The sequence below is a fragment of the Oerskovia enterophila genome (assembly GCF_044748475.1).
Classification (GTDB): Bacteria; Actinomycetota; Actinomycetes; order Actinomycetales; family Cellulomonadaceae; genus Oerskovia; species Oerskovia enterophila.
Genome location: NZ_JBIVFZ010000006.1, coordinates 40,961 through 66,758, shown reverse-complemented (window position 1 = coordinate 66,758; position 25,798 = coordinate 40,961). Strand labels below are relative to the sequence as shown.

Here is a 25,798-nt window from a genome sequence, read left to right as displayed (position 1 = left end):
ATTTGTTGATTGTGCAGGATCGTCGCATGTCACGCAAGAAGGACCTGGCCAGCGCAGGGCACGAGACGGCGGGTGCCGACCAGGACCAGGCGCGCCGCGAGCACGACGCGCGCACCCACCTCCTGGGCCTCGGTGCGGACGCGCTCGCGGACCGCCCGTGGCAGCCTGCCCCCGTGCCGCCGTCGGCCGTGGACCTCGCGCGCTTCGCGCTCTGGCGCTCGTCCGAGCTGGCTCCGACCGACCTGCTCAGCGCGCTCGCGCTCCTGCCCGCGGCCCGGGCGGAGGTGGCCGGGCTCGAGGACGCGCTGCTGTTCACGGCCCGCAGCGCGGGACTGACCTGGGCCCAGATCGCCGACGCGATGGGATTCAACTCGCCGCAGGCGTGCCAGCAGCACTACCAGCGGCTCGCGGCCAAGCAGGAGGAGCGCACGTGACCCAGGACTCGCCCGTCGACCTGCTCGTCCTGCACGCCGTGCGCGTCGTCGGGTTCGCCGGCGTCCCGTCGCTCGCCCGCCGGTTCGGGACAGACCAGGACGAGACGGGGGAGCTGCTCGAGGACGCCGAGGCGCGCGGCTGGGTCCAGCGATCGGGCTTCGCGGGCCTCGCGGGGTGGTCGCTCACGGTCGCGGGGCGCGTCGAGAACGAGCGGCAGCTCGCGGCCGAGCTCACGCGCACGGGGCGCGCCGAGGACGTGAGGGAGGTCCACCGCGACTTCCTCCCGCTCAACGCGCGGTTGCAGCAGGCGTGCACGTCCTGGCAGCTGCGGCCCACGTCCGGCGACCGCCTCGCCGCCAACGACCACACCGACCCGGCGTGGGACGCCGAGGTGCTGGGCGAGCTCGCCGCGCTCGACCGCGCGCTCGCACCGCTCGTGCGACGGCTCGGCGACGTGCTCTCCCGGTTCTCGGGCTATGACGTGCGTTTCTCCGCCGCGCTCCACCGGGTGCAGGCGGGCGACGGCGGCTGGGTCGACCGCACCGACGTCGAGTCGTGCCATCGGGTGTGGTTCGAGCTCCACGAGGACCTCGTCGCGACGCTCGGCGTCGACCGGGGCGCAGGGGTCTGAGACGGCCGCGCGCCCCGCACGCCCGACCAGGTCACCCCGCCCCGTGCGGTCGGTCGAGCGGCGGTACGGCGGCCGGTCGGGGGGACCGCGGTGCGCGCCGCGTCCGTGACAGGACGGTCCTCTGACGACCGTAGACGGTGGTGGGGCGACTCGCAGTCCCCAGGGCTGCCCGGGCGCCCCAGAGGCCGGCGGTGCACGTGGAGCGCACGGTGGACGGATCCACATCGGTTTCACCGAGGAGGCTCGAGATGTATCTGCACGTGCAGCGACTGATCAACGACATCGTGGCGGACGAACCCGACCCGGCGGCCGCGAACGCCCTCCAGGAAGGCCTGGGTGGCCAGTTCGGCGAGATGCGGACGATGATGCAGTACCTGTTCCAGAGCATCAACTTCCGCGGCCCGACGGGCAAGCCGTACCGGGACCTGCTCCAGGGGATCGGGACCGAGGAGATCAGCCACGTCGAGCTGATCGGCACGACGATCGCTCGACTCCTCGACGGTTCACCGCGCTACAACGGGAAGAAGACCGACCCCCTGGACACGCCCGGCGCCGGCGGGAAGACACCGCTCGACCTGGCCCTGGGGGAGGGCAACATCCATCACTACCTGGTCGCCGCGCAAGGTGCCCTGCCCGTCGACGCAGCCGGCAACCCGTGGAGCGGCAGCTACGTCTACAACTCGGGGAACCTCGTCCTGGACCTGCTCTACAACCTGATGCTCGAGTCCACGGGACGTCTGCAGAAGTGCCGGATCTACGAGATGACCGACAACAAGACCGCCCGGTCGACGATCTCCTACCTGATCGTCAGGGACCAGGCGCACGAGAACGCCTATGCCCGGGCCCTCGAGACGCTGGGTGTCGACTGGGGCAAGCTGCTGCCCATACCCAAGACGAACGCTGAGAAGTTCCCCGAGGTCAAGAAGCTCGTCGACCTGGGGCTTCAGTCCAAGCAGTACACGTTCGACCTCGAGGGTGCCTCGGAGGCCGGGCGGATCTTCCAGGGGATGTCGCCCTCGAACGACGGGACGGAGCTCGACGCGACCGAGCAGGCCCCGCCCGGCGTGCCGTCGACCATCGCCCGGGAACGGTACGAGGAGTTCTCTCCCGGTCTCGATCCCGAGCTCCTCGCGCTCATCCAGGCGACGGCCGACCTCGAGATGGCCACGGCCGCCGAACCGCTGTTCGCACCGACCAGCAAGGCCTAGCGCACGGGGGACGTGGCGCGTCTCACCACGGCTCGCGCTGCAAGGCCTCTGCCACGCGGCCACGATGGAGGAAGCGCACTGCGCTGAAGGAAGCTGAAGGAACGAGCATCGAGGAGGACTACATGGCTGTCCGCAAGGAGCTGCCCGAGTACACCGTCCCGTCGCTGACCCTGGAGGACGGGGGGAAGGTCGCCGCGATCCTGCAGGGGCGTCTCCACGCGCTCAACGATCTGGCGCTGACGCTCAAGCACATCCACTGGAACGTGGTGGGACCGCACTTCATCGCGGTCCACGAGATGATCGACCCGCAGGTCGATGCCGTCCGCGAGATGGTGGACAGCACGGCCGAGCGCATCGCCACGCTGGGCGTCCCGCCGCGCGGCACGCCGGGTGCGATCGTCGCCGAGCGCACCTGGGAGGACTACAGCCTGGGCCGTGCGTCGACGATCGCCCATCTCGGTGCCCTCGACGAGGTCTACCGGGGCGTCATCGCCGACCACCGCCAGGCCGCCGCCGACACCGAGGACCTCGACACCGTGACCAACGACCTCTTGGTCGGTCACCTGCGCGACCTCGAGCTGTTCCACTGGTTCGTCCGCGCGCACCTCGAGTCCTCGGGCGGAGAGCTCTCGACCTCGGGCGCGACGACCGAGACCGGTGCCGCTCGCAAGGCGGAGGCCGCAGCCAAGAAGGAAGCCTGACCGACGACGCGCCGTCCCCCTGCTCGCACCTGCGGGCAGGGGGACGCGTCGTCCCTGGACCCGTGCGGTGGTGACGGGGCCGGCGCGTCCGGGAGGCGCCGTCGGCCCGGTACGCGGCCGACTCAACCGACCCGAGATGCCGGCACGAGATCCTCCCGCAGGTGCCGCGCGTACCCGCCGGGAGTGCGACCCGTCGAGCGGCCCGACGTCAGGACGCAGCCCGCGTCCGAGGCGACGATGCGGGCGCCCGCGAGCCGGGCGCGCTCCACCAGGCCCACGTCCTCGTGCTCGGCGACCCCCGGGAACCCGCCTGCCGCGAGATAGACGTCCGCGCGGATCCCCAGGTTGGCGCCGTGCACGTGCCCGTTCGCGTGGCCCGGGGCGTGGGTCGCGACCCATGCCTCGCGCTGCTCCGCAGAGAGGTCCGCGAAGTCCGGGCGCACCGTGCCGATCACCACGTCCGCGCCGTCCTCGGCCAGATCGAGCTGGTGGGTCAACCACCGTGCGGGGACAGCAGAGTCCGCATCGGTGCTGACGACCCAGGAGCCTGACCCACCCGGGCCCAGTCGCTCGAGCGCTGCGGCGACGCCCGAGGCGCGTGCGGCTCCGACCCTGCGGTGGCACGTCTCGATCACGGTGAACGGTGCAGCTCTCGCGATCCTCACCGAGCCGTCCACGCAGTCGTCGAGGACGATCACGACCTCGACCCGGACCGTGGGTCGCGCGCTCCTCAACGCTCCGACGGCCACCCCCAGCGCGGCGAGGCACCGGGGCAGCAGCGGTTCCTCGTCGTTCACCGGGACGACGACGGCGAGCCCCGTCACCCGGTCCGTCGGGGTCATGCGAGCCCCTCCGCGGTGGCCACGGACACGGCAGGAGGGCGGACGAGGACGTCGAGCACGAAGTCCTGCTCGAGGTGACGTGCGAGCCGGGCGAGACCAGGTCGGGCGGCCAGGGCGGCGTGCACCTCGTCCCCGCCGAGCGGGTACCCGGCGACCGGGTGCCGCCAGTGGCAGGCGACCAGCACGCCGTCGTCGCTCATGGACTCCAGGGCCCGGTCGATCACCGTTTCCAGGTCGGTTGCGCTGAAGTAGTAGCCGACCTCGGAGAGGACCACGAGGTCGAACCGCCCCGGGGGCCACTCTCGCGGCACCTCGAGGCGCAAGAGCTCCACGGCCTGCCCGAGACGCCTGCGGGCCGCGTCGAGCGGAGCCTGCGCGAGGTCGACACCCGTCATCCGGTCGCACCGGGCGGCCAGGGAGGCCGTCAGGACCCCGGTCGAGCAACCGATCTCCAGCCCGGCCCGGAAGCGAGGCCGAGGCAGCGCGGCGAGCATCAGATCCCGCTTCCTCCTCTCGTACCACCGGGTCTCGAACCCCCACGGATCGCTCCGCCCCCGGTAGAAGTCGTCGAAGAAGGCCACCGGAAGAGTCTCCGCCGTGGTCCTGGCGGCAGCCTGGCCGGGGGCGGCGCCCCGCGGCTCGTCCGCGACGAAGACCTCCACCTCACGCTCGGCGCGCAGGAGCATCTCGGGGCCGACCACCGCGGCGTCTCGGGGGTCGGGTGAGAGGGGACTCACCTGGGACCGGTACGCCGACACAGCCCGGGACTTGGCGGCCCTCTCGTCCGGTGTGAGCGTCAGCCGTCTCATCGTCACCTGGTCGCCGACGTCATCGGGAGAGGCCCAGTGCCACCACCAGATCGGGTACTGCACCAGCTGCGCATCCTGTTCCGCAGCGACCGCGGCCGCCACCTCGCCCGCGATGCGGTGGTCACGGTGTCCGTCCCCGCGCCACGGCGCGCACAGCAGCAGCCGACCCGGTGGGGCCACGGTGGGCGCTCTGTCGCTCGGTCCGACCGAGACCAGCACCTTGCTCAGCTCCTAGTGCAGCGCGGCCCGATGCTCGCGCAGGCCGCCGTCGGGCAGGCCCAGGAAGCGCACGTCGGCGTCTGGTGCCATGCAGGCGACCGCCTCGATCAGCTCGAGGCGACGCCGTGCTGCGAGGTCCGCCGGAGAGTGGGTCGGGGAGCCGGGGTGCGACCCCTCGCCGTCCGTCGCGACGACCACGGTGACAGGAGTTCCTTGGCGCGAGGACCGTACCAGGAGGCCCGCGGCCCCGAGCGCCTCGTCGTCGGGGTGCGCAGCGAGCACGACGAGGTGCGGGGTGGCCGCGGACACCACGAGTGGGGGCAGACGGTCGAGGAACCCGCCGGCGCGCCACGCGGCCTCGGTGGTCCCGGCGTCCCGGTGGTCGAACCTCACCACGGTGCGCTCGTGCGGGCGACGAGATCACGTCCGAGCGAGGCGTCGTCGCGCTCGGCATGGTGCTGGCGCACGTAGAGTGTGAGGTCGGCGAGCCGGCGCGCGTAGCCCTCGTCGACGGTCATCGGCCCTGGACCCAGAGCGTGGGAGCAGTGCTTCACCGTCTCGTCCACGGCCCGGACCACGACACCTCGCGCTCGACGGGCGAGCACCCCCGGCGCGAGCGCCTCGGTCGTGGCCTCGTCGACGAGTCGGCTCACCTCTGCGAGCGAGGCCCGGGCGCCCGAGAGAGCGACGTCGACCGCGCCCAGGTGGGCGAGCGCGAGCTGATCAGGGTCTCGACGCTGCGTCGACGCGAAGAGCTCGCGTGCCAGGCCCACGGCCCCACCCCACCAGCAGGCGGCGACACCGATGCCGCCCCACGCAAAGCCCGGCCGCTCGAGGTACCACCCCGGGCCGCCGACAGGCACCGCGCGGGCCGCCCGCAGACGCACGGGCGCACTGACGATCTCCGGGAGCCCTCGAGCCACCCATGGTCCCGGGTCGGGGCTGACCTCCGGCGCCCGGAGGTCGAGGGCGAACAGCCGACGTCCGTCCCCGGCCCATGCGGTCACGAGTGCGTGGGAGAGGGAGGCGGCGAGCGAGCACCACGGCTTGGTGCCGGTCAGCTGCCAGCCTTCCTTCGACCGTGCCGCCTCGAGGCGTGCCCCGGGCCCCTCGGCGGCGAAGACCCCCCAGGTGCTGTCCTCGTCGGCGCCGATCGAGGCCAGGTCCACGCCACCGGGGGCCTGGGCAAGGATCGAGAGGGCGTCGAGGTGCGGCTCGAGCACGCGGGCCACTCCGACGTCCACCGCTGCGGTCGAGGCGAGCAGCTCCCAGGGCTCGAGCACCCCTCCGGTGCCGGCGACGGGGACGGTCCGCCCGACGCGGGCCGCCCAGGCGAGGGCCGGGCCGACGTCTCCCCGCAGGACGGGGACGTCGGCGAGTGCCGCCGTCAGTCGGAGAGCCCGCCCGGCGTCCGGGCGGGAGGGGTCGAGCACGACGGCGGTGGGCCGCGCCGTGGTGGGCAGTGCGGTCAAGGCGACTCCAGAAGGGTTCGAGGTCTCCGCACCGTAGGCCGGGTCGCGACGGCTCGCACGCGGCAGGGACATGTCCTGCGTCGCCGAGGGGGCGACCTTGACACCCTGCCGTGTGTGAGCGCTAACATGCAGCAGACCGGACGGGGGAGATACCCGGGGCAGGCCACCATGCGCACGGCGCGCCGTCGGGTTGTCGGACGTTCATGCACGGGGCTCGAACGCTCCCGCACTGCACATCGCGGGCATGCCCGAGCCCGCACGCTCGACCCGTCAGAGCTCGTGACCTGCACCAGCGGGACCTGCGAGCTCCCCGCAACGTCCGGCCCGTCAGCTGTCGACGGGCCGGTTCCGAACACTGTCGTTCGAACGGAAGAGAGCACGATGAGCACGCACAGAGAAGCGGTCGTCACGCGCCGACCGAGACCGCACCCGGGAGCACGCGCCGTCGCGGCGCTCCTCGGGGCCGCACTGGTCCTCACGGGCTGGGCGCCCGTCGCCGCAGCCGCCGACGCCGGCCTGCCCGCCCCGGTCCTGGACCTGCGCTTCGAGGGGGACCTCGCCGACGTCTCGCCCGCGGCGCACCCGGTCGTGGCCAAGGGGCACGCGGGCTCGACGACGACGAACCTGGGCTGGGTCCCGGGGGTCGCCGAGGGTTCGCAGGCCGTCGAGCTGGGAGGCAGCACGTTCCTCGACCTCGGGGCGTCGACCGACCTGCAGCCCGAGGACCTGACGCTGTCGTTCTGGCTGCGACCCACGGGGAAGATGACCGGTGAGCAGGTCGTGAGCTGGAACAAGGGCGCGTACAACTCGGACGGCTGGTACCTGTCCTCGGAGTCGGACACGTCGCCGCTCGCGCTGTCGATCGGCCCGGCGTCGGGCCAGCCGTACAAGGTCCGGGTGGCCTCGGCCGACCGCGCGTCGTTCCTCCCCGCGGACGAGTGGACGCACCTCGTGGTCACGTATGACGCGGCGACCAAGGACGTGGCGTTCTACCGCAACGGTGAGCAGGTCCCGGCGACCGTCGCGAGCCCGATCGGCTCGGGCGGCGCGACAGGTGTCCTGGGCTCGTCGCCCACGCTGCCCAAGACGATCGGGTTCAACGGTCCGTCCTACAACGGGTCCTACCTGCGGGCGGGGCTGGACCAGTACCGCCTGTACGACGGCGTCGCGTCGCTCGCCGACGTCGTCGGGCTCTACGAGGAGTCCGGACGGGTGATCGACCGCGAGGCGGTCGCGCAGGCCGACGCCGACGGGCTCTCGCTGCCCGAGCGGGTCACGGTCGCGCTCGTCCTCGCGGCCAGGGGCTCGCGCGGCTCGACCATCACGTGGGAGTCGTCGGCTCCCGACGTCGTCGCGACCGACGGCACCGTGACCCGGCCCGCCGAGGGCCAGGACGACGCCGAGGTCACGCTGACCGCCACGGCGCGGTACCTCGACGGGCCGCCCGTGACCCGCGAGCTCCACGTGGTGGTCCCCGCACTGGTGTCGATGGACCCGCTCGAGAACAGCGGCCTGCCCACGGTCCTGCTGTCGGACGACTTCCTGGACAACGCCGCGTCCAAGGAGCAGGACTACCTCCTGAGCCTGAGCTCGGAGAAGTTCCTCTACGAGTTCTACAAGGTCGCCGGTCTGGAGCCCACGACCCCCCAGGGGTACGGCGGCTGGGAGCGCAGCGACGCCGTGAACTTCCGCGGCCACGCGTTCGGGCACTACATGTCGGCCCTCGCGATGTCGTACTCGGGCACGCCCGACGGGGCCACCAAGGACGCGCTGGCGGCCGAGATCGTCGCGGCCGTCGACGGCCTCGAGCGGGTGCAGGACGCCTACGGTGCGGCCCACCCGGGCAGCGCGGGCTACGTCTCGGCGTTCCGTGAGAGCGTCCTGGACCAGGTGCAGGGCACCGGGCCGTCCGACGAGAACGTGATCGTGCCCTGGTACAACCTGCACAAGGTCCTGGCGGGCCTGCTCGACGTCGCGGAGTACGTCGACGGGCCCACGGGGGACAAGGCGCGCGAGGTCGCGACCGGGTTCGGGCTCTACGTGTCCGGCCGGGTCGCGAAGCTCCCGAGCACCGACGTGCTGCTGCGCACCGAGTACGGCGGCATGAACGAGGCGCTCTACGAGCTGTTCGACCTCACGGGAGACGTCCGTATCAAGGACGCCGCCGAGGCGTTCGACGAGGTGACGCTCTTCCGGCAGCTCGCGTCGGGCCAGGACGTCCTGGCGGGCAAGCACGCCAACACGACGATCCCCAAGCTCATCGGTGCGCTCAAGCGGTACACGGTGTTCACGCAGAACCCCGAGTACTACGACCTGCTGACCCCGCAGGAGAAGGAGGAGCTGCCGATGTACCTCGCGGCGGCCGAGAACTTCTTCGACATCGTGGTCGAGCACCACACCTACGTGACCGGGGCCAACAGCCAGTCGGAGCACTTCCACGCGGCGGACTCGTTGTTCGACCGGGCCGCGAACCAGGGGACCCGCGCCAACGCGGAGACGTCCGAGACCTGCAACGAGTACAACATGCTCAAGCTGTCGCGCGAGCTCTTCCGGCTGAGCAAGGACGTGCGGTACGCGGACTACTACGAGAACACGTTCATCAACACGATCCTCGCCTCGCAGAACCCCGAGACGGGCACCACGACGTACTTCAACCCCATGGCGCCGGGGTACCACAAGGTGTTCAACCTGCCCTTCACCGAGTTCTGGTGCTGCACGGGCACGGGCATGGAGAACTTCTCCAAGCTCGGTGACTCGATCTACTTCACGGGCGAGGGGTCGGTCTACGTCAACATGTTCTTCAGCTCGACGTTCGAGCACGCGGAGCAGAACCTGGTGCTGACCCAGACCGCGAACCTCCCCAACGAGGACACGGTCCGGTTCACGGTCGGGGCGCTCGACGGCGGAGCGGTCGCCGAGGGCACCGCGCTGCGCCTGCGCGTGCCCGACTGGATCGCGGGCGAGCCGGCCGTGACCGTCAACGGCGCCGCGGTCACCCCGACGCTCTCGCGCGGGTACGTGGTCCTGACGGACGTGCGCGCAGGCGACGTGATCGAGTACACGATGCCGCTCGACGTCACGCTGCACAGCACGGCCGACAACGAGAGCTTCGTGGCCTTCAAGTACGGGCCCGTGGTGCTCAGCGCGGGGCTCGGCACCCGGGACCAGGGGGGCTCGGTGGGCACGGGGATCCTCGTGCGCATCTCGACTTTCGACCCGGACGCGCAGACGACCATCACCACGGCGGGCATGGACGCGGCCACCTGGAAGGAGCGCCTCGCGGAGAACGTCGTGCGCATCGAGGACTCGGCGGCCGGCGACGTCCAGTTCGTCCTGAAGAACACCTCGGACGCGGGCGACCTGGTGTACGCCTCGCACACCTCGCGCTGGGACGAGCGGTACGGGATCTACATGAACCTCGAGGAGCCCGACGGCCAGGCCGCGCAGGACCGGATCCTGCGGGCCAAGCAGGAGGAACGCGCGAAGGACCTGACGATCGACAGCCTCGCGAGCTTCGACAACAACAACTTCGAGAATGCGAAGAACCTGCGCTCGAGCGCGTCGGGCGTCGGGGTCTTCGCGGGGCGCCAGTACCGCGACGCCCAGGCGGGCGGATGGTTCAGCTACGACCTGGTGATCGACCCGAGCGCGGACAAGAACTACCTGGGGGCGACGTTCTACTCGGGCGACCGCGGGCGCAGCTTCGACGTGTACGTCGACGACGTGCGGCTCAAGACCGTCACCGTGACCGACAAGGCCGAGAACAAGGACGAGCAGGGCTTCTACGTCGACTCGACCGAGATCCCGGCCCGGTTCCTCGAGCCCGGCCCGGACACCCGCTACAAGAAGGACAGCAGCGGGAACCTCGTCCTGGACGAGGACGGCCAGAAGATCCCCGTCGTCACGGTGCGCTTCCAGTCGACCGGTGGTCTGGTCGGCGGGCTGTTCGGGGTCCGGACGGACAGGTCCGCGGTGTTCGACAGCACCCCGGAGCTCTCGGCGCTCTCGTTCGACACGGGGGTCCTCGCGCCGGAGTTCTCGCCCGCGCGTGCGCAGTACGAGCTGCGCGTCGCACCGGGGACGACGGCGGTCACGCTCGACGCCGACCCGCACGTGGCGAGCGGACTGGTCAGGGTCGACGGGATCCTGGTCGACGACACGATCGGGCGCCGGGTCGCCCTCGCGAGCGACGGTGGCCCGACGACGCTCGAGATCACGGCGGTCGCGCAGGACCACACCACGTCGATGACGTACACGGTGACGATCGTCGCGGCCGACGAGCCGGCCGAGACGGTCGAGGTCGCGGTCGACGTCACGCCGCGCTGCGTCGCGGGCAGGGCCCAGCTCGCGGTGCGGGCCGTCAACGGTGAGGCGGTGCCGGTCGACGTGAAGATCACGACGGCGTCGGGCGCGAAGTCCTTCACCGGGGTCGCGCCGGGCAAGAGCGCGTCCCAGACGTTCGCCGTGCGGACCGCGAGCCTGGCCGCGGGCAGCGTGAGCGTCACGGCGAGCGCGGTCCTCGACGGCTCGGCCGTGACCAGCGTCGTCGAGGTCGAGCACGACGCGCTCACCTGCGGCTGACGGCCGGGCGCGTCGGTGCGGCCGGGCAGACGTCCCGGTCGCACCGGCGCGCGGCCGTCGGTTCCGGTCCAAAGCCACGGCCCGACGGCGTGCCCCGGCACCCCGCGTCCGTCCGGGGACCGGGGACCGGGGGCACCCGCGCCTCGCGGCCCGTGCCCGGACGAGTCAGGACGCGGGCGACATGCCCGCGGTCGGGTCCTGCGCCGTCTGCTCCTGCGCCTGCCCGGGCGCCTGCTCGGAGGCGGTGTGCCCGACGTCCGCGTGCCGGCGCGTCGGCCACCAGAACGCGCGTCCCTCGAGCGCGGACAACGCCGGGACCAGCAGCGGTGCCATGAGGAACGCCGCGACGACGATCCCCACCGCGACCCCGAACCCGAGCTCGGCCAGGTTCGCGATGCCCGTGAGCATGAGCGAGGCGAACGTGCAGGCCAGGATGATCCCGGCCGCCGCGGCCGTGGGCGCGTCGTGCGTGATCGCGGTGCGCGCGGCCTCGCGCGCGCCGGCCCCGGCCCGGTACTCCTCGTGCATGCGCGCGGCGATCAGGATGTTGTAGTCGGTGCCGATCGCGACGACGAACAGGTACAGCACGATCGGGATCGAGAAGTCGATGCCCCCGTACCCCAGGGCGTGCAGGTAGAGCAGGACCACGGCGCCGAGCGTCGCGGTGAAGGTCAGGGCCACGCACACCAGCAGGTTGACCGCCCCGAGCAGCGCGGTCAGGAGCAGGCCGAGGATCACCACGATGATGACCGCGGCGATCGGGAAGACGCGCCCGGTGTCGGCGCGGAGCTGGTCGCGCACGTCGACGAACGCGGACGTCTGGCCGCCCACGTAGACCTCGGCCCCCGGGACCGACCCGTGCGCGGCGTCGCGCAACGGGCCCTCGACGGTCGCCATGGCCGCGTCGGAGTACGGGTCGTCCGCGAGCACCACGGTCACCAGCGCGGCCGTGCCGTCCGTCGTGACGGTGGGCGGGGCGACGGTCGAGACGCCGGGCACCGCGGCGAGGTTCGTGGCGAGGGTCGTCAGTGCGGTCGGGTCCAGCGGAGCGGACCCCACGACGTAGACCTGCGTGGGGCTCAGAGCACCGGCCGGGAACGACGCGTCGAGCGTCGTGTAGGCCTGGCGCGAGGCGGTGCCCGCGGGGAGCTCGTCGAGCGTGTCGTACGTCGCCTGGTAGCCCGAGGCGAACAGCGTCAGGACCACGAGCACGGCGCCCACCCCGAGCGCGGGTACGACGGGTCGGCGCGCCGTGAACCTTCCCACCGCCGCGAACGGGCTGCGCGCGGGCTCGCGGCCAGGACCGAGCGGCCAGAACAGCGACCGGCCGAGCAACGCGAACAGGGCGGGGATCAGCGTCAGCGCGGTGAGCAGCATGACGGCCACGGCCACGATCAGCCCCGGCGCCAGCGTGCTCAAGGACTCGAGCCGCGCGAACAGCAGCGCCGCGAACGCGCCGATCACGGTCAGTGCCGACGAGGCCACGACGCGCCCGACGACCCCCCCCGAGACCTCGAGCGCCTCGCGGTGCGTCTCGCCGCGGCGCAGGTGCTCGCGGTAGCGGAACAGGACGAACACGATGTAGTCGGTGCCGACGCCGAACAGGACCACCACGAGGATGGGCTGCAGGGTGTCGCTCACCTGGAAGTCGAGCAGGTCGGCCAGCACGGCCGTGAGGCCCGTGACGACCGAGAGCACGACGCCGATCACGACGATCGGGATCACCGCGATCAGGGGGCTGCGGAAGACCAGTCCCAGGAGCAGGACGATGAGCAGCACGGTCGCGATCGTGATGGTCCGCTCGGCGCTCGCGTAGGCCGTGGTCGTGTCGATCTGGATCGCGGCGTTGCCCGTGAGCGCGCTCGTGAGCCCGGTCCCCGCGAGCGCCTGGTCGGACGCGGTCCGCAGCGCCGGGACGGCGTCGTCGACGGCCTCGTCGCCCGGCTGTCCGTCGAACGCGACCGACAGCGCCGCGGTCAGCCCGTCCGTCGAGAGGGACTGCGGGGTCTCCTGCACCGAGACGACGCCGGGGATCGCGTCGGTGCCCAGCGTGGTCGCGAGTCCCGCGACGGTGGTCTGGTCCGCGGCGGTCAGGGCCGCGCCGTCGTCGCGGACGACGACCAGGCTGCCGGTGGCCCCGGACTGCGCCGGGAAGCTCGCATCCCCCGCGGCCTGGGCCTCGACCGACTCGAAGGTGCTCGGCAGGAACGACTGCTGGTTGCCCGTGGTGTAGTCGTCGAGGCTCGGCGCGAACACGATGACTGCGGCCGCCAGGACGATCCAGGTGCCGATGACGCGCCACGGGTGAGCGATCACCGTTCGAGCGATGCTGCCGAACATGGGCGTGCCTTCCCCTCGGGAGGATCCCGGGTACTCGACCTCTCCAGGGTGGCACCGGCGGATGGGCACGACAACCGGGGGCGCCCGGGGAGCCCCGGGGCCCCCGGGCGCCCCCGGGTCAGGGTCCGGCGGGACCCTCGAGGAGCGCCGCACGGATCGCCTCGACACCGATCCGCACCTCCTCGAAGCTCGTGGACAGCGGTGACAGGCCGAGCCGCAGCCCGTCGGGTCGGCGGAAGTCCGGGACGACGCCCTGCTGCCACAGCCGCGGGACCACGCGCTCGAACTCCGCATGGTCGATCGTGACGTGGCTGCCGCGCCGGTCGGCGTCGCGGGGCGAGGCGAAGGCGACCCCGAGCGGGACCAGCAGCTCGTCCACGAGGTCGAGCGCGAGCTCGGTGAGCCGGACCGACTTGGCCCGCACACGCTCCATCCCGGCGTCGGCGAGCAGGTCGAGCATGTCCTGCATCGCGAGCATCCCCACGACCGCGGGCGTCCCGCTCAGGAACCGCCGCACCCCCGGGTGGGGTGCGTACTCGGGGCCCATCTCGAACGGCGCGGCGCTGCCCATCCAGCCCTGGATCGGCTGGGTCAGCGTCGCCTGCAGGTCCGCGCGGACGTAGCCGAACGCCGGGGACCCGGGGCCACCGTTCAGGTACTTGTAGGTGCAGCCCGCGGCGAGGTCGACGTCCCAGGCGTCGAGCTCGACCGGGACGGCCCCCGCCGAGTGGCACAGGTCCCACAGCACGAGCGCCCCGGCGTCGTGGGCGAGGCGCGTGATCGTCGCGGCGTCCGCGAGGTGCCCGGAGCGGTAGGCGACGTGGCTGAGCAGCACGAGCGCGGTGCGCGGCCCGACGGCGTCCGCGACCTGCTCGGCGGTCACGCCGCCGTCGTGGGCCGGTGCGATCCAGCGCAGGGTCGCGCCCCGCTCGGCCGCGACGCCCTGGAGGACGAAGCGGTCGGTCGGGAAGTTCCCGCTGTCGAGCACGATCTCGGTGCGGTCCGGGCGGGCCTCGAGCGCCGCGCGCACGAGCTTGTAGAGGATCACGGTCGTCGAGTCGCCCACGAACGTCTGGCCGGGCGCGGCCCCGAGCACGGTCGCCCCGATCCGGTCGCCGACGCTCAGCGGCAGCTCGTACCAGGACTCGTCCCAGCCGCGGATCAAGCGGGCTCCCCACTGCTCGGTCGCGAAGCGCGCCAGTCGGTCGGCGCTCGCGTGCGTCGGGCGCCCGAGCGAGTTGCCGTCGAGGTAGGCCACGACGTCGTCAGATGCGACGAACGCGTCCCGGAAGGGCGCGAGCGGGTCCGAGGCGTCGAGCAGGGCGGCGCGCTGCGCGGGAGTGCTCGTGCGTGCCTGCGGGGAGGCGGCGGGGGAGTCGGTCACGGGTGGGTCCTCCGGGGGGTCTCGAGGGCGAGCCCGGCGGAGCCGGGCCGGTGCGTGAGGTCGTCGGGGACGAGGACCGTGGCGCGTGCGAGCCAGGCGACGAGGTCCTCGGGGGAGGCGTCCGGACCGGGGGCTTCGCCGGGCACGTAGGTGAACGCCGCCCCCGTCGGGGTCGACGTCAGGGCGCGCAGCTGGCCGTCGGCCGTGAGGCCTGCGGCACCGAGCGCGAGGAGCTCGCGCGGGTCGATCCCCGCCGGGAGCGGGCCGTTGCCCTGGTCGGTGCCGTAGACGACCGTCCCGCCGGCCGCGGCGAACCGCGTCAGGTTGTCGATCGCGACGTCCTGCTCGCGGGTCGGGCTCGCCCAGCCGTGGACGTCGAGCGTGCTGATCCACTGCTGCGTGCGAGCCATCGCGCCGACCAGGTCGTCGGGCAGGCGTTCGCTGAACGGCGCGTGGGCCAGCCGGTCGATCCCGGCCTCGTGCGCGCGCCGGGCCTGCCCCTCGCCCTCGACGTGCGCGACGACGGGCCGACCGTGCGCGCGGGCCCGGGCGAGGATCGCGCCGAGGGTCTCGTCGTCGAGCTCGGGACCTGCGCCCGGGTGCAGCACGACCTTGAGGAAGCTCGCTCCCGCCGCGACCTGGCGGTCGACCGCGACCACGGCCCGTTCGGGGCCCGCGACCTCCTCGACCGCGCCGGGCGGGGCCCAGGACCGGTCGGACGGATACCCGCCGGGGGCCGTGAGGAAGGCTCCGGCGTAGCGGACGGCGGGCAGTCCCGGTGTCCCGGTCAGCCCCGCGAGGACCCGCGGGTCCCCGCCCAGGTCGTCGACCGCGGCCAGGCCACCCCGGCGCAGGGCCGCAGGGTCGACCAGGGCCAGGTGGACGTGCGCGTCGGTCAGACCCGGGAGCACCGTGCCCGCAAGGTGAAGGTCCGGCGCCGGATCCGCACCCCTCGCGGAACGCAGGCCGCGCGCGGTGGCGACGAGCGCCGTCGGGCCCGACCACCCCTCGCCTCGCTCCCAGCGGGCGTCGACGGTGAGACCGACGGCGCTCGCGGTGCTGTCGGCTCCGCTGGACCCCGCGCGGCCGCCCGTCACCGCGGGCCGATCTCGGTACGGACCGCGAAGAGCTCGGGGAAGAACGTCAGGTCGAGGGCCTTCTCGAGGAAGCCCACGCCGCTCGACCCTCCCGTGCCGCGCTTGGTGCCGATGATGCGCAGCACGGTCTTCATGTGCCTGAAGCGCCAGAGCTGGAAGTTGTCCTCGAGGTCGACGAGCTCCTCGCAGCTCTCGTAGGCGAGCCAGTCGGCCTCGGGGTCCTCGTAGATCGCGCGGAAGGTCTCGACGAGGTCCTCGTCCAGGGTGTGCGCCTGCGTGACGTCCCGCTCGAGGACCCTGGCGGGCACGTCGTGCCCGTGGCGCGCGAGGTAGCGCAGGAACTCGTCGTAGACGCTCGTCTCGTGCAGGAGCCGCTCGAGCAGGTCGTGCGCGGCCGGGTCCGAGGCGAACACCGTCAGCATGCGTGCGTTCTTGTTGCCCAGCAGGAACTCGACCGCGCGGTACTGGTGGGACTGGAACCCCGACGAGCTGCCCAGGAAGCCCCGGAACTGCGCGTACTCGCTCGGGGTGAGCGTCGCGAGGACCGACCACTGCTCGGTCAGCGTGCGCTGGACGTGCTTGACCCGGGCGATGCGCTTGAGCGCGGACTGCAGGTCGTCGGCCGCGATGAGCTCGCGCGCCGAGGCCAGCTCGTGCAGGACCAGCTTGAGCCACAGCTCGGTCGTCTGGTGCTGGACGATGAAGAGCATCTCGTCGTGGTGGACGGGCGCGCTGACCGGGACCTGGGCGTCCAGGAGCGTGTCCAGGTGCAGGTAGGTGCCGTAGGTCATGCGGTCGCGCAGGTCGGTCACGATGCTCGGCTCGAGGGGTCGCTCGTTGCTGGACGACGGCGTTGTCATGGATCGAGACTAGGGCGCCGCGGCGCCCGCGTCAGCGTTTCGTGCGGGCAGCGGTGCCGACGTAGGGTCGCCGGGTGACGAGCGGAACCGGGCGGGCGACGAGCATCGAGGTCGCGTTCCTCGACGACCTCGCGGACGACGCGCCCTCGCGCGCAGAGCTGCTGCGCGCTCTGCGCGACGTCACGGGCGCTCCTGGTCAGGACGTGTTCTCGGCGTCCGCCGACCAGATCCTCACGCTCGCCGAGGCCGACCCCGACCGGCACGTGCTGGTCGTCCGGCGCGACGGCCAGGTCGCCGGGGTCGGCGTCCTGCACCCGGGTGGCGCGTCGGACGAGATGCTCGACCGGCTCGACGGCGCCCGCCCGCAGGACGTCGTCGTCTTCCGCGGCTTCCTCGTCGACCGGCACCACCAGGGGGTCGGGGTCGGGTCCTCGGTGGCCGCGGCGCTCCCGGCGCTCGTGGCCCGCCTGGCCGAGCGGCTCGGCAGGGAACCGTTCGCGTCGGTCGTCCTCGTCGTCGACGCGGACAACGCCGCCGGGCTGCGCGCCTACGCCCGTGCCGGGTTCGTCGACCGCGGCGCGTACCTCGACGCGGCCGGCCGGACGCAGCACGTCATGGCGCTCGCGGTCGTCTAGGCAGCGCTCGGGGCGTCGCCGTCGTCGCCTTCGTCGGGCGACCGGCTCCGACGGGACCGGGCGGGCGCGGCGTGACGGTGCTCACGTGAAGCCCTTTCGTGAAGCGCATCCGGTACGCCTGTCTTAGCCTGCACCCAGGGTCGGGCAGACGCCGTAGGAACCGTGACGGGAGTGCCTCATGACACGAGCAGTGGTGACCGGGGTCGGTGCGGTGACACCGCTGTCGTCGACCGCGCCGGGGACGTGGGGCGCGCTGCTCCGCGGTGAGCAGGGGGTCGGTGCCCTCGACGACGCGTGGGCACGGGAGCTGCCCGTGCGCATCGCGGCGCGCGTGGACGACGCGTTCGCCGAGACCCTGGGCGTGCGGATCAGGCGACGCACCGACCGCGCCGAGCAGCTCGCGCTCGTCGCGGGCCGCGAGGCCTGGGAGGACGCGGGCCGCCCCGACGTCGACCCCACGCGCCTGGCGGTGGCCGTCGGCTCGGCCAACGGAGGGATCGCCACGACGCTCGAGCAGAGCCGCGTGCTCCAGACCCAGGGGCACCGACGGGTCTCGCCGCACGCCGTGACCATGCTCATGGCCAACGGTCCCGCGGCCTGGCTCTCGATCGACCTGGGAGCCCAGGCCGGCGCGCGGGCTCCTGTCAGCGCGTGCGCGGCGGGGCTCGAGGCGATCCTCATGGGCCGCGAGATGATCCTCGCGGGTACCGCCGACGTGGTCGTGTGCGGGGGAGTCGAGGCGGGGGTCCAGGAGTTCTCGATCGCTGCGTTCGCCCAGGCGCGCGCGATGTCGACGCGCAACGACGAGCCGGGGCGGGCGTCGCGCCCGTTCGACGCGGCGCGCGACGGGTTCGTCATGGGCGAGGGCGCGTCGATCGTCGTCCTGGAGAGCGAGGAGCACGCCCGCGCCCGCGGCGCGAGGGTCCTGGGCGCGGTCTCCGGCGCCGCGCTCACCTCCGACGCGTTCGACATCGTGGGCGGTGACCCCGCCAACCAGGCACGCACCGTCTCGCTCGCGCTGCGCTCGGCCGGTCTGGCGCCCGGCGACCTGGGCCTGGTCCACGCGCACGCCACCTCGACGCCCGTCGGCGACCTCAACGAGGCGGCCGCGCTGCGGGCCGCGCTGACCGACCCACCTCCCGTGACGTCGACCAAGGGGGCGACGGGGCACCTCCTGGGCGCCTCGGGATCGCTCGGGGTCGTCGCGGCGCTGCTCGCGCTGCGCGAGGGCGCCGTCCCGCCCACGCTCAACGTCGACGAGCTGGACCCCGCGGTCGACCTCGACGTGGTCCACGGCGTAGCGCGCCCGACGACGGCGCGCCACGCCCTGGTCAACGCGTTCGGGTTCGGCGGCCACAGCGCGAGCGTCGTGGTCTCGCGCGACTGAGCGGCGAGACGGGGTGCCGGCCCCCGCGCCGACCGTGCGGGCCGTGCACTGAGGGCCGGCCCCGCGGGGACCGATGAGTTCGCGCACCGGGCGCGGTCCACACCGCCGGAACCATCCGTGCAACAGCAGCAGCAGGAGGTCGGCCATGGGTCGGGTAGTCGTCGTGAGCTTCATCAGCATCGACGGGGTGGTCCAGGCGCCCCTGTCGCCCGACGAGGACCGCGACGGCGGCTTCGACCGCGGCGGCTGGGTCCCCCCGCTGAGTGACGACACGGTCGATGCGTTCATGCAGGCGGCGACGGTCGGCGCCGCGGGCATGCTGCTGGGGCGCCGGTCCTACGAGATCCTCCGGGACGCCTGGGCGCAGGCGGACGACTCCGAGCCGGCGATCGCTGCCATGAACCGCATGCCGAAGCACGTCGTCTCGTCGGCGCTCTCGCCCGCCGACCTCACCTGGCGAAACTCTCACCTGGTCGGCGCCGACCTGCCCCGCGTCGTCACGGACCTCACGGACCGCACCGACGGCGATCTCGTCGTGCTCGGAGCGGCGACCCTGGTCCGCGCCCTGGCCGAGCACGACCTCGTCGACGAGTACCGCCTCCTGGTCTTCCCGGTGGTCCTGGGGTCCGGGAAGCGCATGTTCGACGAGCGCGCCCGGCTGGCCCGCTTCACGCTGACCCAGAGCGTCGTCTCGCCTCGCGGGGTCGTCATCCTCACCTACGTGCGGGGCGCCTCCGACTGAGCGCCGGCTCGCCCGGCACCGAGCAGGTGGCCCGGGCGGCAGGCCTCAGGCCCGGCGTCCCTTCCGCGTCGTGCCCCGACGCGGCTGCGGCCGCTGACCTCCGGCGCGCGGTGCCGCAGCAGGTCCTGCGGGCCCGTTCGGCTCGGTGCGCCCAGCCGCCGAGGTCTCCTGTGCGGGGCTGCCCGGCGCAGGAGCCCGGCGCGACCGCGACCCGTCCTGCTCGCCCGACGTCACGAGGCGTCCGATCACGAGCTGCTGCCCGAGCCCCCACAGCGACGACGTGGCCCAGTACAGGACGACGCCGACGGGGAAGCCCACGGCCACCACGGCCGAGACCGCCGGCAGCACGAACGCGAGCGTCCCCTGCTGCCGCGCGAGCGGGTTCGTGGGGTCGGCGGGCGGGTTGCTGCGTGCGCTGAACCGCTGGGTCAGGACCTGCGCGGCGTACATGAGGACGATGAGGACGGCGGGCACCAGGACCCCTGCCAGGCCGCCGGAACCGCCCAGCGCACCCGTCAGCGTGCCGGACAGCGGGGCGCCGAGGAGCGTGGCGGCGTCGGCCTGGCGGACCAGGTCGCCCGTGAGAGCGCCGACGGGTGTCTGGCGCCCGATCCCGGAGAGTACCGAGTACAGCGCGAACAGGACCGGCGCCTGGACCAGGAGGGGCAGGCAGCCCGCGAGCGGGTTCGCCCCGGTACGGGCCATGAGCTCCTGCTGCTCGCGTCGGGCCGCGTCACGGCTCGCCGCGTCGGTCCTGCCGCGGTACTTCTCCTGGATGCGGCGGATCTCGGGGGAGGCCAGCCGCATGGCGCGCATGCCTCGGACCTGGGTCACCACGAGCGGGACGAGCAGGAGCTTGACGACCACGACGAGGCCGACGATCGCGAGGCTCCAGCCGGCGCCCCCGGCGGGGTCGAGGCCCAGGGCGGTCAGGGCGCTGTGGAGGTGGACGAGGATCCAGGCGACCACGACCTGGAGCGGGTGGACGAGGGTGGAGAGGGCATGGGTGAGGGTGTCGAGGACGGGCACGGCGGACTCCTGCGGGACGGAGGGGAGGGGAGCGTGGAGCTCCCGCGCCGCGTCCGCAGCACCCGGGCCGGTGGACGGCTCAGGAAGGCTGGGGGATCAGGCGGTGCGCGGGAGCGCGAGGGCTCCCGGTGCCCGCGGCCGTGGCCGTCCGGGCGTGGTGGGGCTGTGCTGGCGCACCGGTGCCGGCAGCGGCAGCGGTGCGGCCGCGACGGGGACCGTGAGGAGCAGCAGGACCGCCACGGCGACGCACGCGAGCGCGACGCCCAGGGCGCCCGCGGTCGCGGCGAGGGTCGCCGCACCGAGCAGGGAGAGCACGGCGCCGAGCGACGTGGTGCCCAGCGAGTGCCCGACGACGAGCGCCAGCACGAGCACGAGCGGCACCGTCGCGAGGGTCCGGGCCGCGGACGCGGCGGTCAGGTGGTCGTAGCGCTCACGCAGCGCCTGGGCCGTCCGCACGTCTCCACCTCCGACCCTCGTGACCTGGCGGGTGCTGTCCCGCGCGTCCGCCCAGACTAGCGCCCCACGGGGACGCGAGGGCTCCGGGGCAGGGCGCGCACCGTCCGGGCCCGGGGCTCGCGTGCTCCGATGTCGCACCGGCCGATCCCGTGCGATGCTCGCACAGACCGGAGACGTCCGTGGCGCGCTCGTCGCACCCACGGGAGCCGGTCGGCTCCAGAGCAGTCTCGCGCGTCGCCGTGCGGAAGGACGCGCCCGTAGCCTCGGGGTGCCAGGAGGCGCCCCGAGCCGTTCTCCGGGAGGTCTCATGTCCGAGCTGGTGATCGACAGCGGCGACACCGTCTGGGTGCTCGTCTCGGCGGCCCTCGTCCTGTTCATGATGCCGGGGCTCGCGCTGTTCTACGCGGGACTGGTCCGGCGCGGCAACGTGCTCGCCATCATGCAGCAGAACCTGGTGCCCATCGCCGTGATCACGCTGACGTGGATCCTGGTGGGCTACAGCATCGCGTTCAGCGACGACATCGGGAACGGGTTCATGGGCGACCTCGGGCTGTTCGGCCTCACGGGGCTCGACACGGCCCCGACGCCCGCGCTGCACGCCGTCGACGGCGACGTGGCCATCCCGACGCTCGCGTTCGTGGCCTTCCAGATGATGTTCGCGATCATCACCCCGGCGCTCCTGACCGGCGCGACGGTCGGGCGGCTCAAGACCGTCGGCTGGGTCGTCACGCTCGCGCTGTGGTCGGTGCTCGTCTACCCGTTCGTCGCGCACTGGCTGTTCAACCCCGACGGCTGGCTCGTCGGGATCGGCGCCCAGGACTGGGCCGGCGGGATCGTGGTGCACGCCGCAGCCGGGGCCGCGGCGCTCGCGGTCCTCGTGGTCGTGGGCCGCCGGCAGGGCTGGCCGAGGGCCGGCTCGATCCCGCACTCGATCCCGCTCGCCGTCGCGGGTGCCGGGATCCTGTGGTTCGGCTGGTTCGGCTTCAACGGCGGCGGCTCGCTCCAGGGCAACGGCGTCGCGGCCCAGGCGCTGCTCAACACGCACGTGGCAGGGGCCGCGGCCATGGCCGCGTGGCTGCTCATGGAGCGTCTGCGCACGGGCAAGGGGACCGTGATCGGCGCGGTCACGGGCGGGGTCGCCGGGCTCGCGACGATCACGCCGTGCGCGGGCTACGTCAGCACGCTCTCCGCGCTGGTCATCGGCCTCGCCGCGGGGGTCGTGTGCACGTTCGCGCTCGGCCTCAAGACGGTCTTCCGGTTCGACGACGCCCTGGACGTCATCGCCGTGCACTTCGTGGGCGGCATCCTCGGTTCGCTGCTGCTGGGGCTGTTCGGGTCGCACGCGATCAACGCCGCGGGGGTCGACGGGCTGTTCTTCGGCGGGGGCGCCGACCTCCTGGTCGCCCAGGTGATCGCCCTGGTCGTCGTGATCGCGTTCTCGTTCGTCGTGACGCTCCTCATCGCGCTCGCGGTCCAGAAGACCGTCGGTCTCAAGGTGGCCCCGGGGCACGAGTTCGGGATGGACGAGGTCGAGCAGGGCGCGAACGCCTACACGCTGGGCCAGGTCTCGGGGCTGTCGGCAGCGGGCTCCACAGGTGGGCCGGGCGGCTCCGGGACGCTCGCCGCGTCCGAGCACCCGGCCCCGGGGGAGCCCGGCACCGCCGCACCGACGGGGGCTCCCGGCGCGGTCGTCCTCACCGCGACCTTCGACTCGGCGGACCTCGACACCCTCACGACCGCGCTCGAGGCCGCGGGGGCGTGGGCGATCCAGGTCACGGAGGTCGACGAGGTCGTCGCCGACCCGCCGTCGCTGCGGTTCCGCGAGTCCTCGCAGCGCCCGCGCTTCGCGCGCCGCCTGCGGGTCGAGCTCTGCGTGGCCCAGGCCGCGTCCCCGGCGGTCGTCGAGCTCCTGTCTCGCCAGACCGTGGGCCTGCGCACGCCCCTGCTCCACACGCTGGTCGAGGCCCCGCGAGCCTGACCTACGAGGTCGCGGGACGCCGCGAGCAGGACCGGCGGGACGACGTCCCGGCAGGGGACAATGTCCCCGTGGACCCGGACCCGATCGCACGCCTGCTCGCCTCCCCGCCCGACCTCCCGGTCCGCCACCACCTGGCCGAGCTCCTCGACGCGGTGCGCACGCGCGGCGTCGCGGTGCTCCAGGCCCCGCCCGGCACGGGAAAGACGACCCTGGTCCCGCCGGCGCTCGCGGGCAGGGGTGTGGGCTGGGCGTCCCACGACGCCGCCGCGGGCACCGCGGCCCACGGCGCCACCGGGGGCGCCGGCCTCGCCCCGCGTGCCGGGACGGCCCGCGTGGTCGTGACCCAGCCGCGACGGATCGCGGCCCGCGCCGCGGCGCGTCGCCTCGCGCACCTGCTGGGCGAGCCTGTGGGCCGCACGGTCGGCTTCTCGGTGCGCGGCGAGTCGCGCACGGGTCCCGAGACCCGCATCGAGGTGGTCACGACGGGCGTGCTCCTGCGTCGCCTGCAGCGCGACCCGGAGCTGGCCGGGGTCGACGTCGTGGTCCTCGACGAGGTCCACGAGCGTCACCTCGACGCGGACCTGACGCTCGCGCTGCTCGTCGACGTCCGGGCGACCCTGCGCCCCGACCTGGCCCTCGTCGCGATGTCCGCGACGATCGAGGCCGAGCGCACCGCGAGCCTGCTGGGCGACGGGTCGCCGGCCCCGGTCGTGGTGGCCGACGGCAGCCTCTTCCCGGTCCAGGAGGTGTGGGCCCCGGCGCCCGGGCTGCGGCTCGACGAGCGGGGAGTCCCGCGAGCCTTCCTCGACCACGTCGCGGCGACCGCACGTCGTGCGCTGGTCGAGCAGCCGGGCGACGTGCTGGTCTTCGTCCCGGGAGCCGGGGAGGTCGACGGCGTCGCGCGCAGGCTCGCGGGCGTCCCGGCCGACGTGCGGCCGCTCCACGGGCGGTTGCCCGCGCGCGAGCAGGACCTGGCGCTGACCCCCGGGCCACGTCGTCGGGTCGTGGTCTCCACGGCCGTCGCGGAGTCCTCGCTCACGGTGCCCGGTGTGCGCGTGGTCGTCGACGCGGGGCTCTCGCGCGAGCCGCGCACCGACCACCGTCGCGGGCTCGCCGGCCTGGTGACAGTGCGCGTGAGCCGGGCGGCGGCCGAGCAGCGCGCGGGGCGCGCCGGGCGCGAGGGACCGGGCGCGGTCTACCGGTGCTGGTCGCCGGGCGAGCACGCCCAGCTCGTGGCGCACCCCGTCCCGGAGATCCTCACCGCGGACCTGGTCGCGTTCGCGCTCGAGCTCGCGTGCTGGGGCAGCCCCGACGGCTCCGACCTCGCGCTCCTGGACCCACCTCCCGCGGCCGCGATGGCGATCGCGCGCGCGACCCTCGAGTCGCTCGGCGCGGTCGACCACGACGGGGCCGTCACGCCCCGGGGGCGCGAGATCGCGCGCGTCCCGGCCGACCCGCGGCTCGCGCGCGCCCTGCTGGACGCGAGCGACGTCGTCGGGCCGCGGCTCGCCGCCGAGGTGGTCGCCCTCCTGTCCGACGACGTGCGCGCGCCCGGGGCGGACCTCGTCGCGGCCCTGCGGGACGCGCGCCGCGGTGGTCCCGCGAGCGGGCCCTGGCGGTCCCAGGCCGAGCGGCTCGAACGCCTGCTGCCGGGACACGGCGCCCGGGGGGCGGGTCGGGGGCGTGCGGACCTGAGCCTCGACCTCGCCGTCGGGCTCGTGGTCGCGCTCGCGCACCCCGACAGGGTCGCGCGCCGGCGCCCGAACGGGTCCACGTACCTCATGGCGTCGGGCACCGGCGCCGCGCTCCCGCCCGGCTCCCCGCTCGCGGGCTACGACTGGCTCGCGGTCGCCGACGCCGACCGCGGCGCGGGCCGGCGCGACGCGACGATCCGCTCGGCCGCACCGATCGACGAGGACCTCGCCTACGAGGCAGCGTCGGCGGCGCTGCGCGAGGACGAGCACGTGACCTGGACGGGCGGGAGGATCCAGGCCCGGCGCACCACGCGGCTGGGCGCGATCGAGATCGCCTCGCAGAGGATCGCCGACCCGCCTGCCGACCAAGTCGTCGCGGCGCTGCGGACCGGGCTCGAGCGCGAGGGACTGGACGTCCTGCCGTGGCGCGAGTCCGCGCACGAGCTGCGCCGCCGCCTCGACTTCCTGCACCGCGCCCTGGGAGCCCCCTGGCCCGACGTGTCCGACGACGCGCTCCTCGCGAGCCTCGACTCGTGGCTCGGGCCCGACCTCGCGCGGGTCCGCACGGCCGCCGACCTCCAGCGCCTCGACCTGACCAGCGCGTTGCGCAGGCTGCTGCCCTGGCCCGCGGCGGGCCGGCTCGACGAGCTCGCCCCGGTGCGCGTGGACCTGCCCGGCGGCAGGAGCGCGCGCCTGGACTACGCGGGCGACCAGCCCGTGCTCGCGGTCAAGGTCCAGGACGCGTTCGGCTGGCGCGCCACACCGCGCATCGCCGACGGCCGGGTGCCCGTGCTGCTGCACCTGCTGTCCCCGGCCCGGCGCCCCGCGGCGATCACCGCGGACCTCGAGTCGTTCTGGCGCACCGGGTACGCCCAGGTCCGCGCCGAGCTGCGGAGGCGCTACCCCAAGCACGACTGGCCCGAGGTCCCGGGCGCGTGAGCCGGTGCCCGTCCAGGACGTGAGGACCCGCGGCGGCGGCCCGTTCCTGCGGGCGGCCCGATGCCCGCCCGGCGGCCCCGGAGTACGCTGAGAGGGCGCGAGAGCAAGGAGGGGACCATGTCCGGCCCGAGCGAACCCAGACCCGTCGGGAACGTGCTCTGGATCGCGCTCGGCTCGTTCGTCCTGGCCGTGCTCCTCGTCACGACCGGCGCCCCGGTCCTGCCGTTCCTGCTGCTCCTGCTCGCGGTGCTCTTCGCGGTGGTCGGCGGCACCCGCTACGTGCGGACCCGGCACACCCCCCGCCACCACGCGCCGCCCCGCGACGCGCCCCCGGGCCGAGCCTAGGCGGCCCCCACCGA

21 protein-coding genes are annotated in these 25,798 nt (G+C 73.8%); 11 read left to right on the top strand and 10 right to left on the bottom strand.

Annotation, left to right across the window (positions count from 1 at the left end; translation table 11 throughout):
• Positions 1-26 precede the first annotated feature (26 nt).
• From ACIPWA_RS17580 to ACIPWA_RS17565, 4 genes are all read left to right on the top strand, one after another.
• Complete coding sequence (locus ACIPWA_RS17580) at positions 27-434, top strand: SANT/Myb-like DNA-binding domain-containing protein (protein WP_354505776.1); 408 nt, start codon at positions 27-29, stop codon at positions 432-434.
• The gene (locus ACIPWA_RS17575) at positions 431-1,066 is read left to right on the top strand and encodes a transcriptional regulator (RefSeq protein WP_400291844.1); all 636 of its coding nucleotides are present in this window, start codon (positions 431-433) and stop codon (positions 1,064-1,066) included. The genes ACIPWA_RS17580 and ACIPWA_RS17575 overlap by 4 nt, the downstream gene beginning before the upstream one ends.
• A gap of 248 nt (positions 1,067-1,314) precedes the next feature.
• Positions 1,315-2,274 (top strand): manganese catalase family protein, encoded by a 960-nt coding sequence (locus ACIPWA_RS17570; protein ID WP_056651775.1) that lies wholly within the window; start codon positions 1,315-1,317, stop codon positions 2,272-2,274.
• A 122-nt stretch (positions 2,275-2,396) separates the two neighbouring features.
• Complete coding sequence (locus tag ACIPWA_RS17565) at positions 2,397-2,975, top strand: Dps family protein (protein WP_056763696.1); 579 nt, start codon at positions 2,397-2,399, stop codon at positions 2,973-2,975.
• Positions 2,976-3,097: 122 nt separating this feature from the next.
• On the opposite strand, the gene ACIPWA_RS17560 is transcribed toward ACIPWA_RS17565, so the two are convergent.
• The 4 genes from ACIPWA_RS17560 to ACIPWA_RS17545 all read right to left on the bottom strand — a co-directional run bounded on the left by ACIPWA_RS17560 (position 3,098) and on the right by ACIPWA_RS17545 (position 6,317).
• Positions 3,098-3,817: a glycosyltransferase family 2 protein gene (locus tag ACIPWA_RS17560; protein WP_400291843.1), complete on the bottom strand. Its 720-nt coding sequence runs from the start codon at positions 3,815-3,817 to the stop codon at positions 3,098-3,100.
• Positions 3,814-4,554, bottom strand: a complete 741-nt coding sequence (locus ACIPWA_RS17555; RefSeq protein WP_400291842.1) for a class I SAM-dependent DNA methyltransferase — start codon at positions 4,552-4,554, stop codon at positions 3,814-3,816. The genes ACIPWA_RS17560 and ACIPWA_RS17555 overlap by 4 nt, the downstream gene beginning before the upstream one ends.
• Positions 4,555-4,857: 303 nt before the next feature.
• The gene (locus tag ACIPWA_RS17550; RefSeq protein WP_400291841.1) at positions 4,858-5,241 is read right to left on the bottom strand and encodes a PIG-L deacetylase family protein; all 384 of its coding nucleotides are present in this window, start codon (positions 5,239-5,241) and stop codon (positions 4,858-4,860) included.
• Positions 5,235-6,317: an acyl-CoA dehydrogenase gene (locus ACIPWA_RS17545; RefSeq protein WP_400291840.1), complete on the bottom strand. Its 1,083-nt coding sequence runs from the start codon at positions 6,315-6,317 to the stop codon at positions 5,235-5,237. Before ACIPWA_RS17545 ends, ACIPWA_RS17550 begins: the two co-directional genes overlap by 7 nt.
• 381 nt (positions 6,318-6,698) lie before the next feature.
• Between ACIPWA_RS17545 and ACIPWA_RS17540 the strand changes: the two genes are divergently transcribed.
• Entirely contained in the window at positions 6,699-10,898 is a 4,200-nt protein-coding gene (locus tag ACIPWA_RS17540) for a beta-L-arabinofuranosidase domain-containing protein (protein ID WP_400291839.1), read from the top strand.
• 165 nt (positions 10,899-11,063) lie between these two features.
• On the opposite strand, the gene ACIPWA_RS17535 is transcribed toward ACIPWA_RS17540, so the two are convergent.
• The 4 genes from ACIPWA_RS17535 to ACIPWA_RS17520 all read right to left on the bottom strand — a co-directional run bounded on the left by ACIPWA_RS17535 (position 11,064) and on the right by ACIPWA_RS17520 (position 16,579).
• Complete coding sequence (locus ACIPWA_RS17535; RefSeq protein ID WP_400291838.1) at positions 11,064-13,238, bottom strand: MMPL family transporter; 2,175 nt, start codon at positions 13,236-13,238, stop codon at positions 11,064-11,066.
• Between the two features lie 118 nt (positions 13,239-13,356).
• The gene (gene kynU, locus ACIPWA_RS17530) at positions 13,357-14,622 is read right to left on the bottom strand and encodes a kynureninase (protein WP_400291837.1); all 1,266 of its coding nucleotides are present in this window, start codon (positions 14,620-14,622) and stop codon (positions 13,357-13,359) included.
• A complete protein-coding gene (locus tag ACIPWA_RS17525) occupies positions 14,619-15,719 on the bottom strand; it encodes an amidohydrolase family protein (RefSeq protein WP_400291836.1) in 1,101 nt (366 codons plus the stop codon). The genes kynU and ACIPWA_RS17525 overlap by 4 nt, the downstream gene beginning before the upstream one ends.
• Positions 15,716-16,579 (bottom strand): tryptophan 2,3-dioxygenase, encoded by an 864-nt coding sequence (locus ACIPWA_RS17520; protein ID WP_400291835.1) that lies wholly within the window; start codon positions 16,577-16,579, stop codon positions 15,716-15,718. The genes ACIPWA_RS17525 and ACIPWA_RS17520 overlap by 4 nt, the downstream gene beginning before the upstream one ends.
• A gap of 74 nt (positions 16,580-16,653) precedes the next feature.
• Between ACIPWA_RS17520 and ACIPWA_RS17515 the strand changes: the two genes are divergently transcribed.
• From ACIPWA_RS17515 to ACIPWA_RS17505, 3 genes are all read left to right on the top strand, one after another.
• Positions 16,654-17,214, top strand: coding sequence for a GNAT family N-acetyltransferase (locus ACIPWA_RS17515; RefSeq protein WP_400291834.1), 561 nt, complete (start codon positions 16,654-16,656; stop codon positions 17,212-17,214).
• 178 nt (positions 17,215-17,392) lie between these two features.
• Positions 17,393-18,601, top strand: coding sequence for a beta-ketoacyl-[acyl-carrier-protein] synthase family protein (locus ACIPWA_RS17510; RefSeq protein ID WP_400291833.1), 1,209 nt, complete (start codon positions 17,393-17,395; stop codon positions 18,599-18,601).
• 145 nt (positions 18,602-18,746) lie between these two features.
• Positions 18,747-19,343: a dihydrofolate reductase family protein gene (locus ACIPWA_RS17505; RefSeq protein ID WP_400291831.1), complete on the top strand. Its 597-nt coding sequence runs from the start codon at positions 18,747-18,749 to the stop codon at positions 19,341-19,343.
• A gap of 45 nt (positions 19,344-19,388) precedes the next feature.
• Here the strand turns inward: ACIPWA_RS17505 and yidC are convergent, their stop codons facing one another.
• Positions 19,389-20,372, bottom strand: a complete 984-nt coding sequence (yidC, locus tag ACIPWA_RS17500; RefSeq protein ID WP_400291829.1) for a membrane protein insertase YidC — start codon at positions 20,370-20,372, stop codon at positions 19,389-19,391.
• A gap of 96 nt (positions 20,373-20,468) precedes the next feature.
• Positions 20,469-20,828 (bottom strand): hypothetical protein, encoded by a 360-nt coding sequence (locus ACIPWA_RS17495; RefSeq protein ID WP_400291828.1) that lies wholly within the window; start codon positions 20,826-20,828, stop codon positions 20,469-20,471.
• 307 nt (positions 20,829-21,135) lie between these two features.
• Between ACIPWA_RS17495 and ACIPWA_RS17490 the strand changes: the two genes are divergently transcribed.
• From ACIPWA_RS17490 to ACIPWA_RS17480, 3 genes are all read left to right on the top strand, one after another.
• Positions 21,136-22,806, top strand: coding sequence for an ammonium transporter (locus ACIPWA_RS17490; protein WP_400291827.1), 1,671 nt, complete (start codon positions 21,136-21,138; stop codon positions 22,804-22,806).
• A gap of 68 nt (positions 22,807-22,874) precedes the next feature.
• On the top strand, positions 22,875-25,439 hold the full coding sequence (hrpB, locus tag ACIPWA_RS17485) for an ATP-dependent helicase HrpB (protein WP_400291826.1): 2,565 nt from the start codon (positions 22,875-22,877) through the stop codon (positions 25,437-25,439).
• A gap of 117 nt (positions 25,440-25,556) precedes the next feature.
• Positions 25,557-25,784, top strand: coding sequence for a hypothetical protein (locus ACIPWA_RS17480; RefSeq protein WP_400291825.1), 228 nt, complete (start codon positions 25,557-25,559; stop codon positions 25,782-25,784).
• Positions 25,785-25,798: the final 14 nt, after the last annotated feature.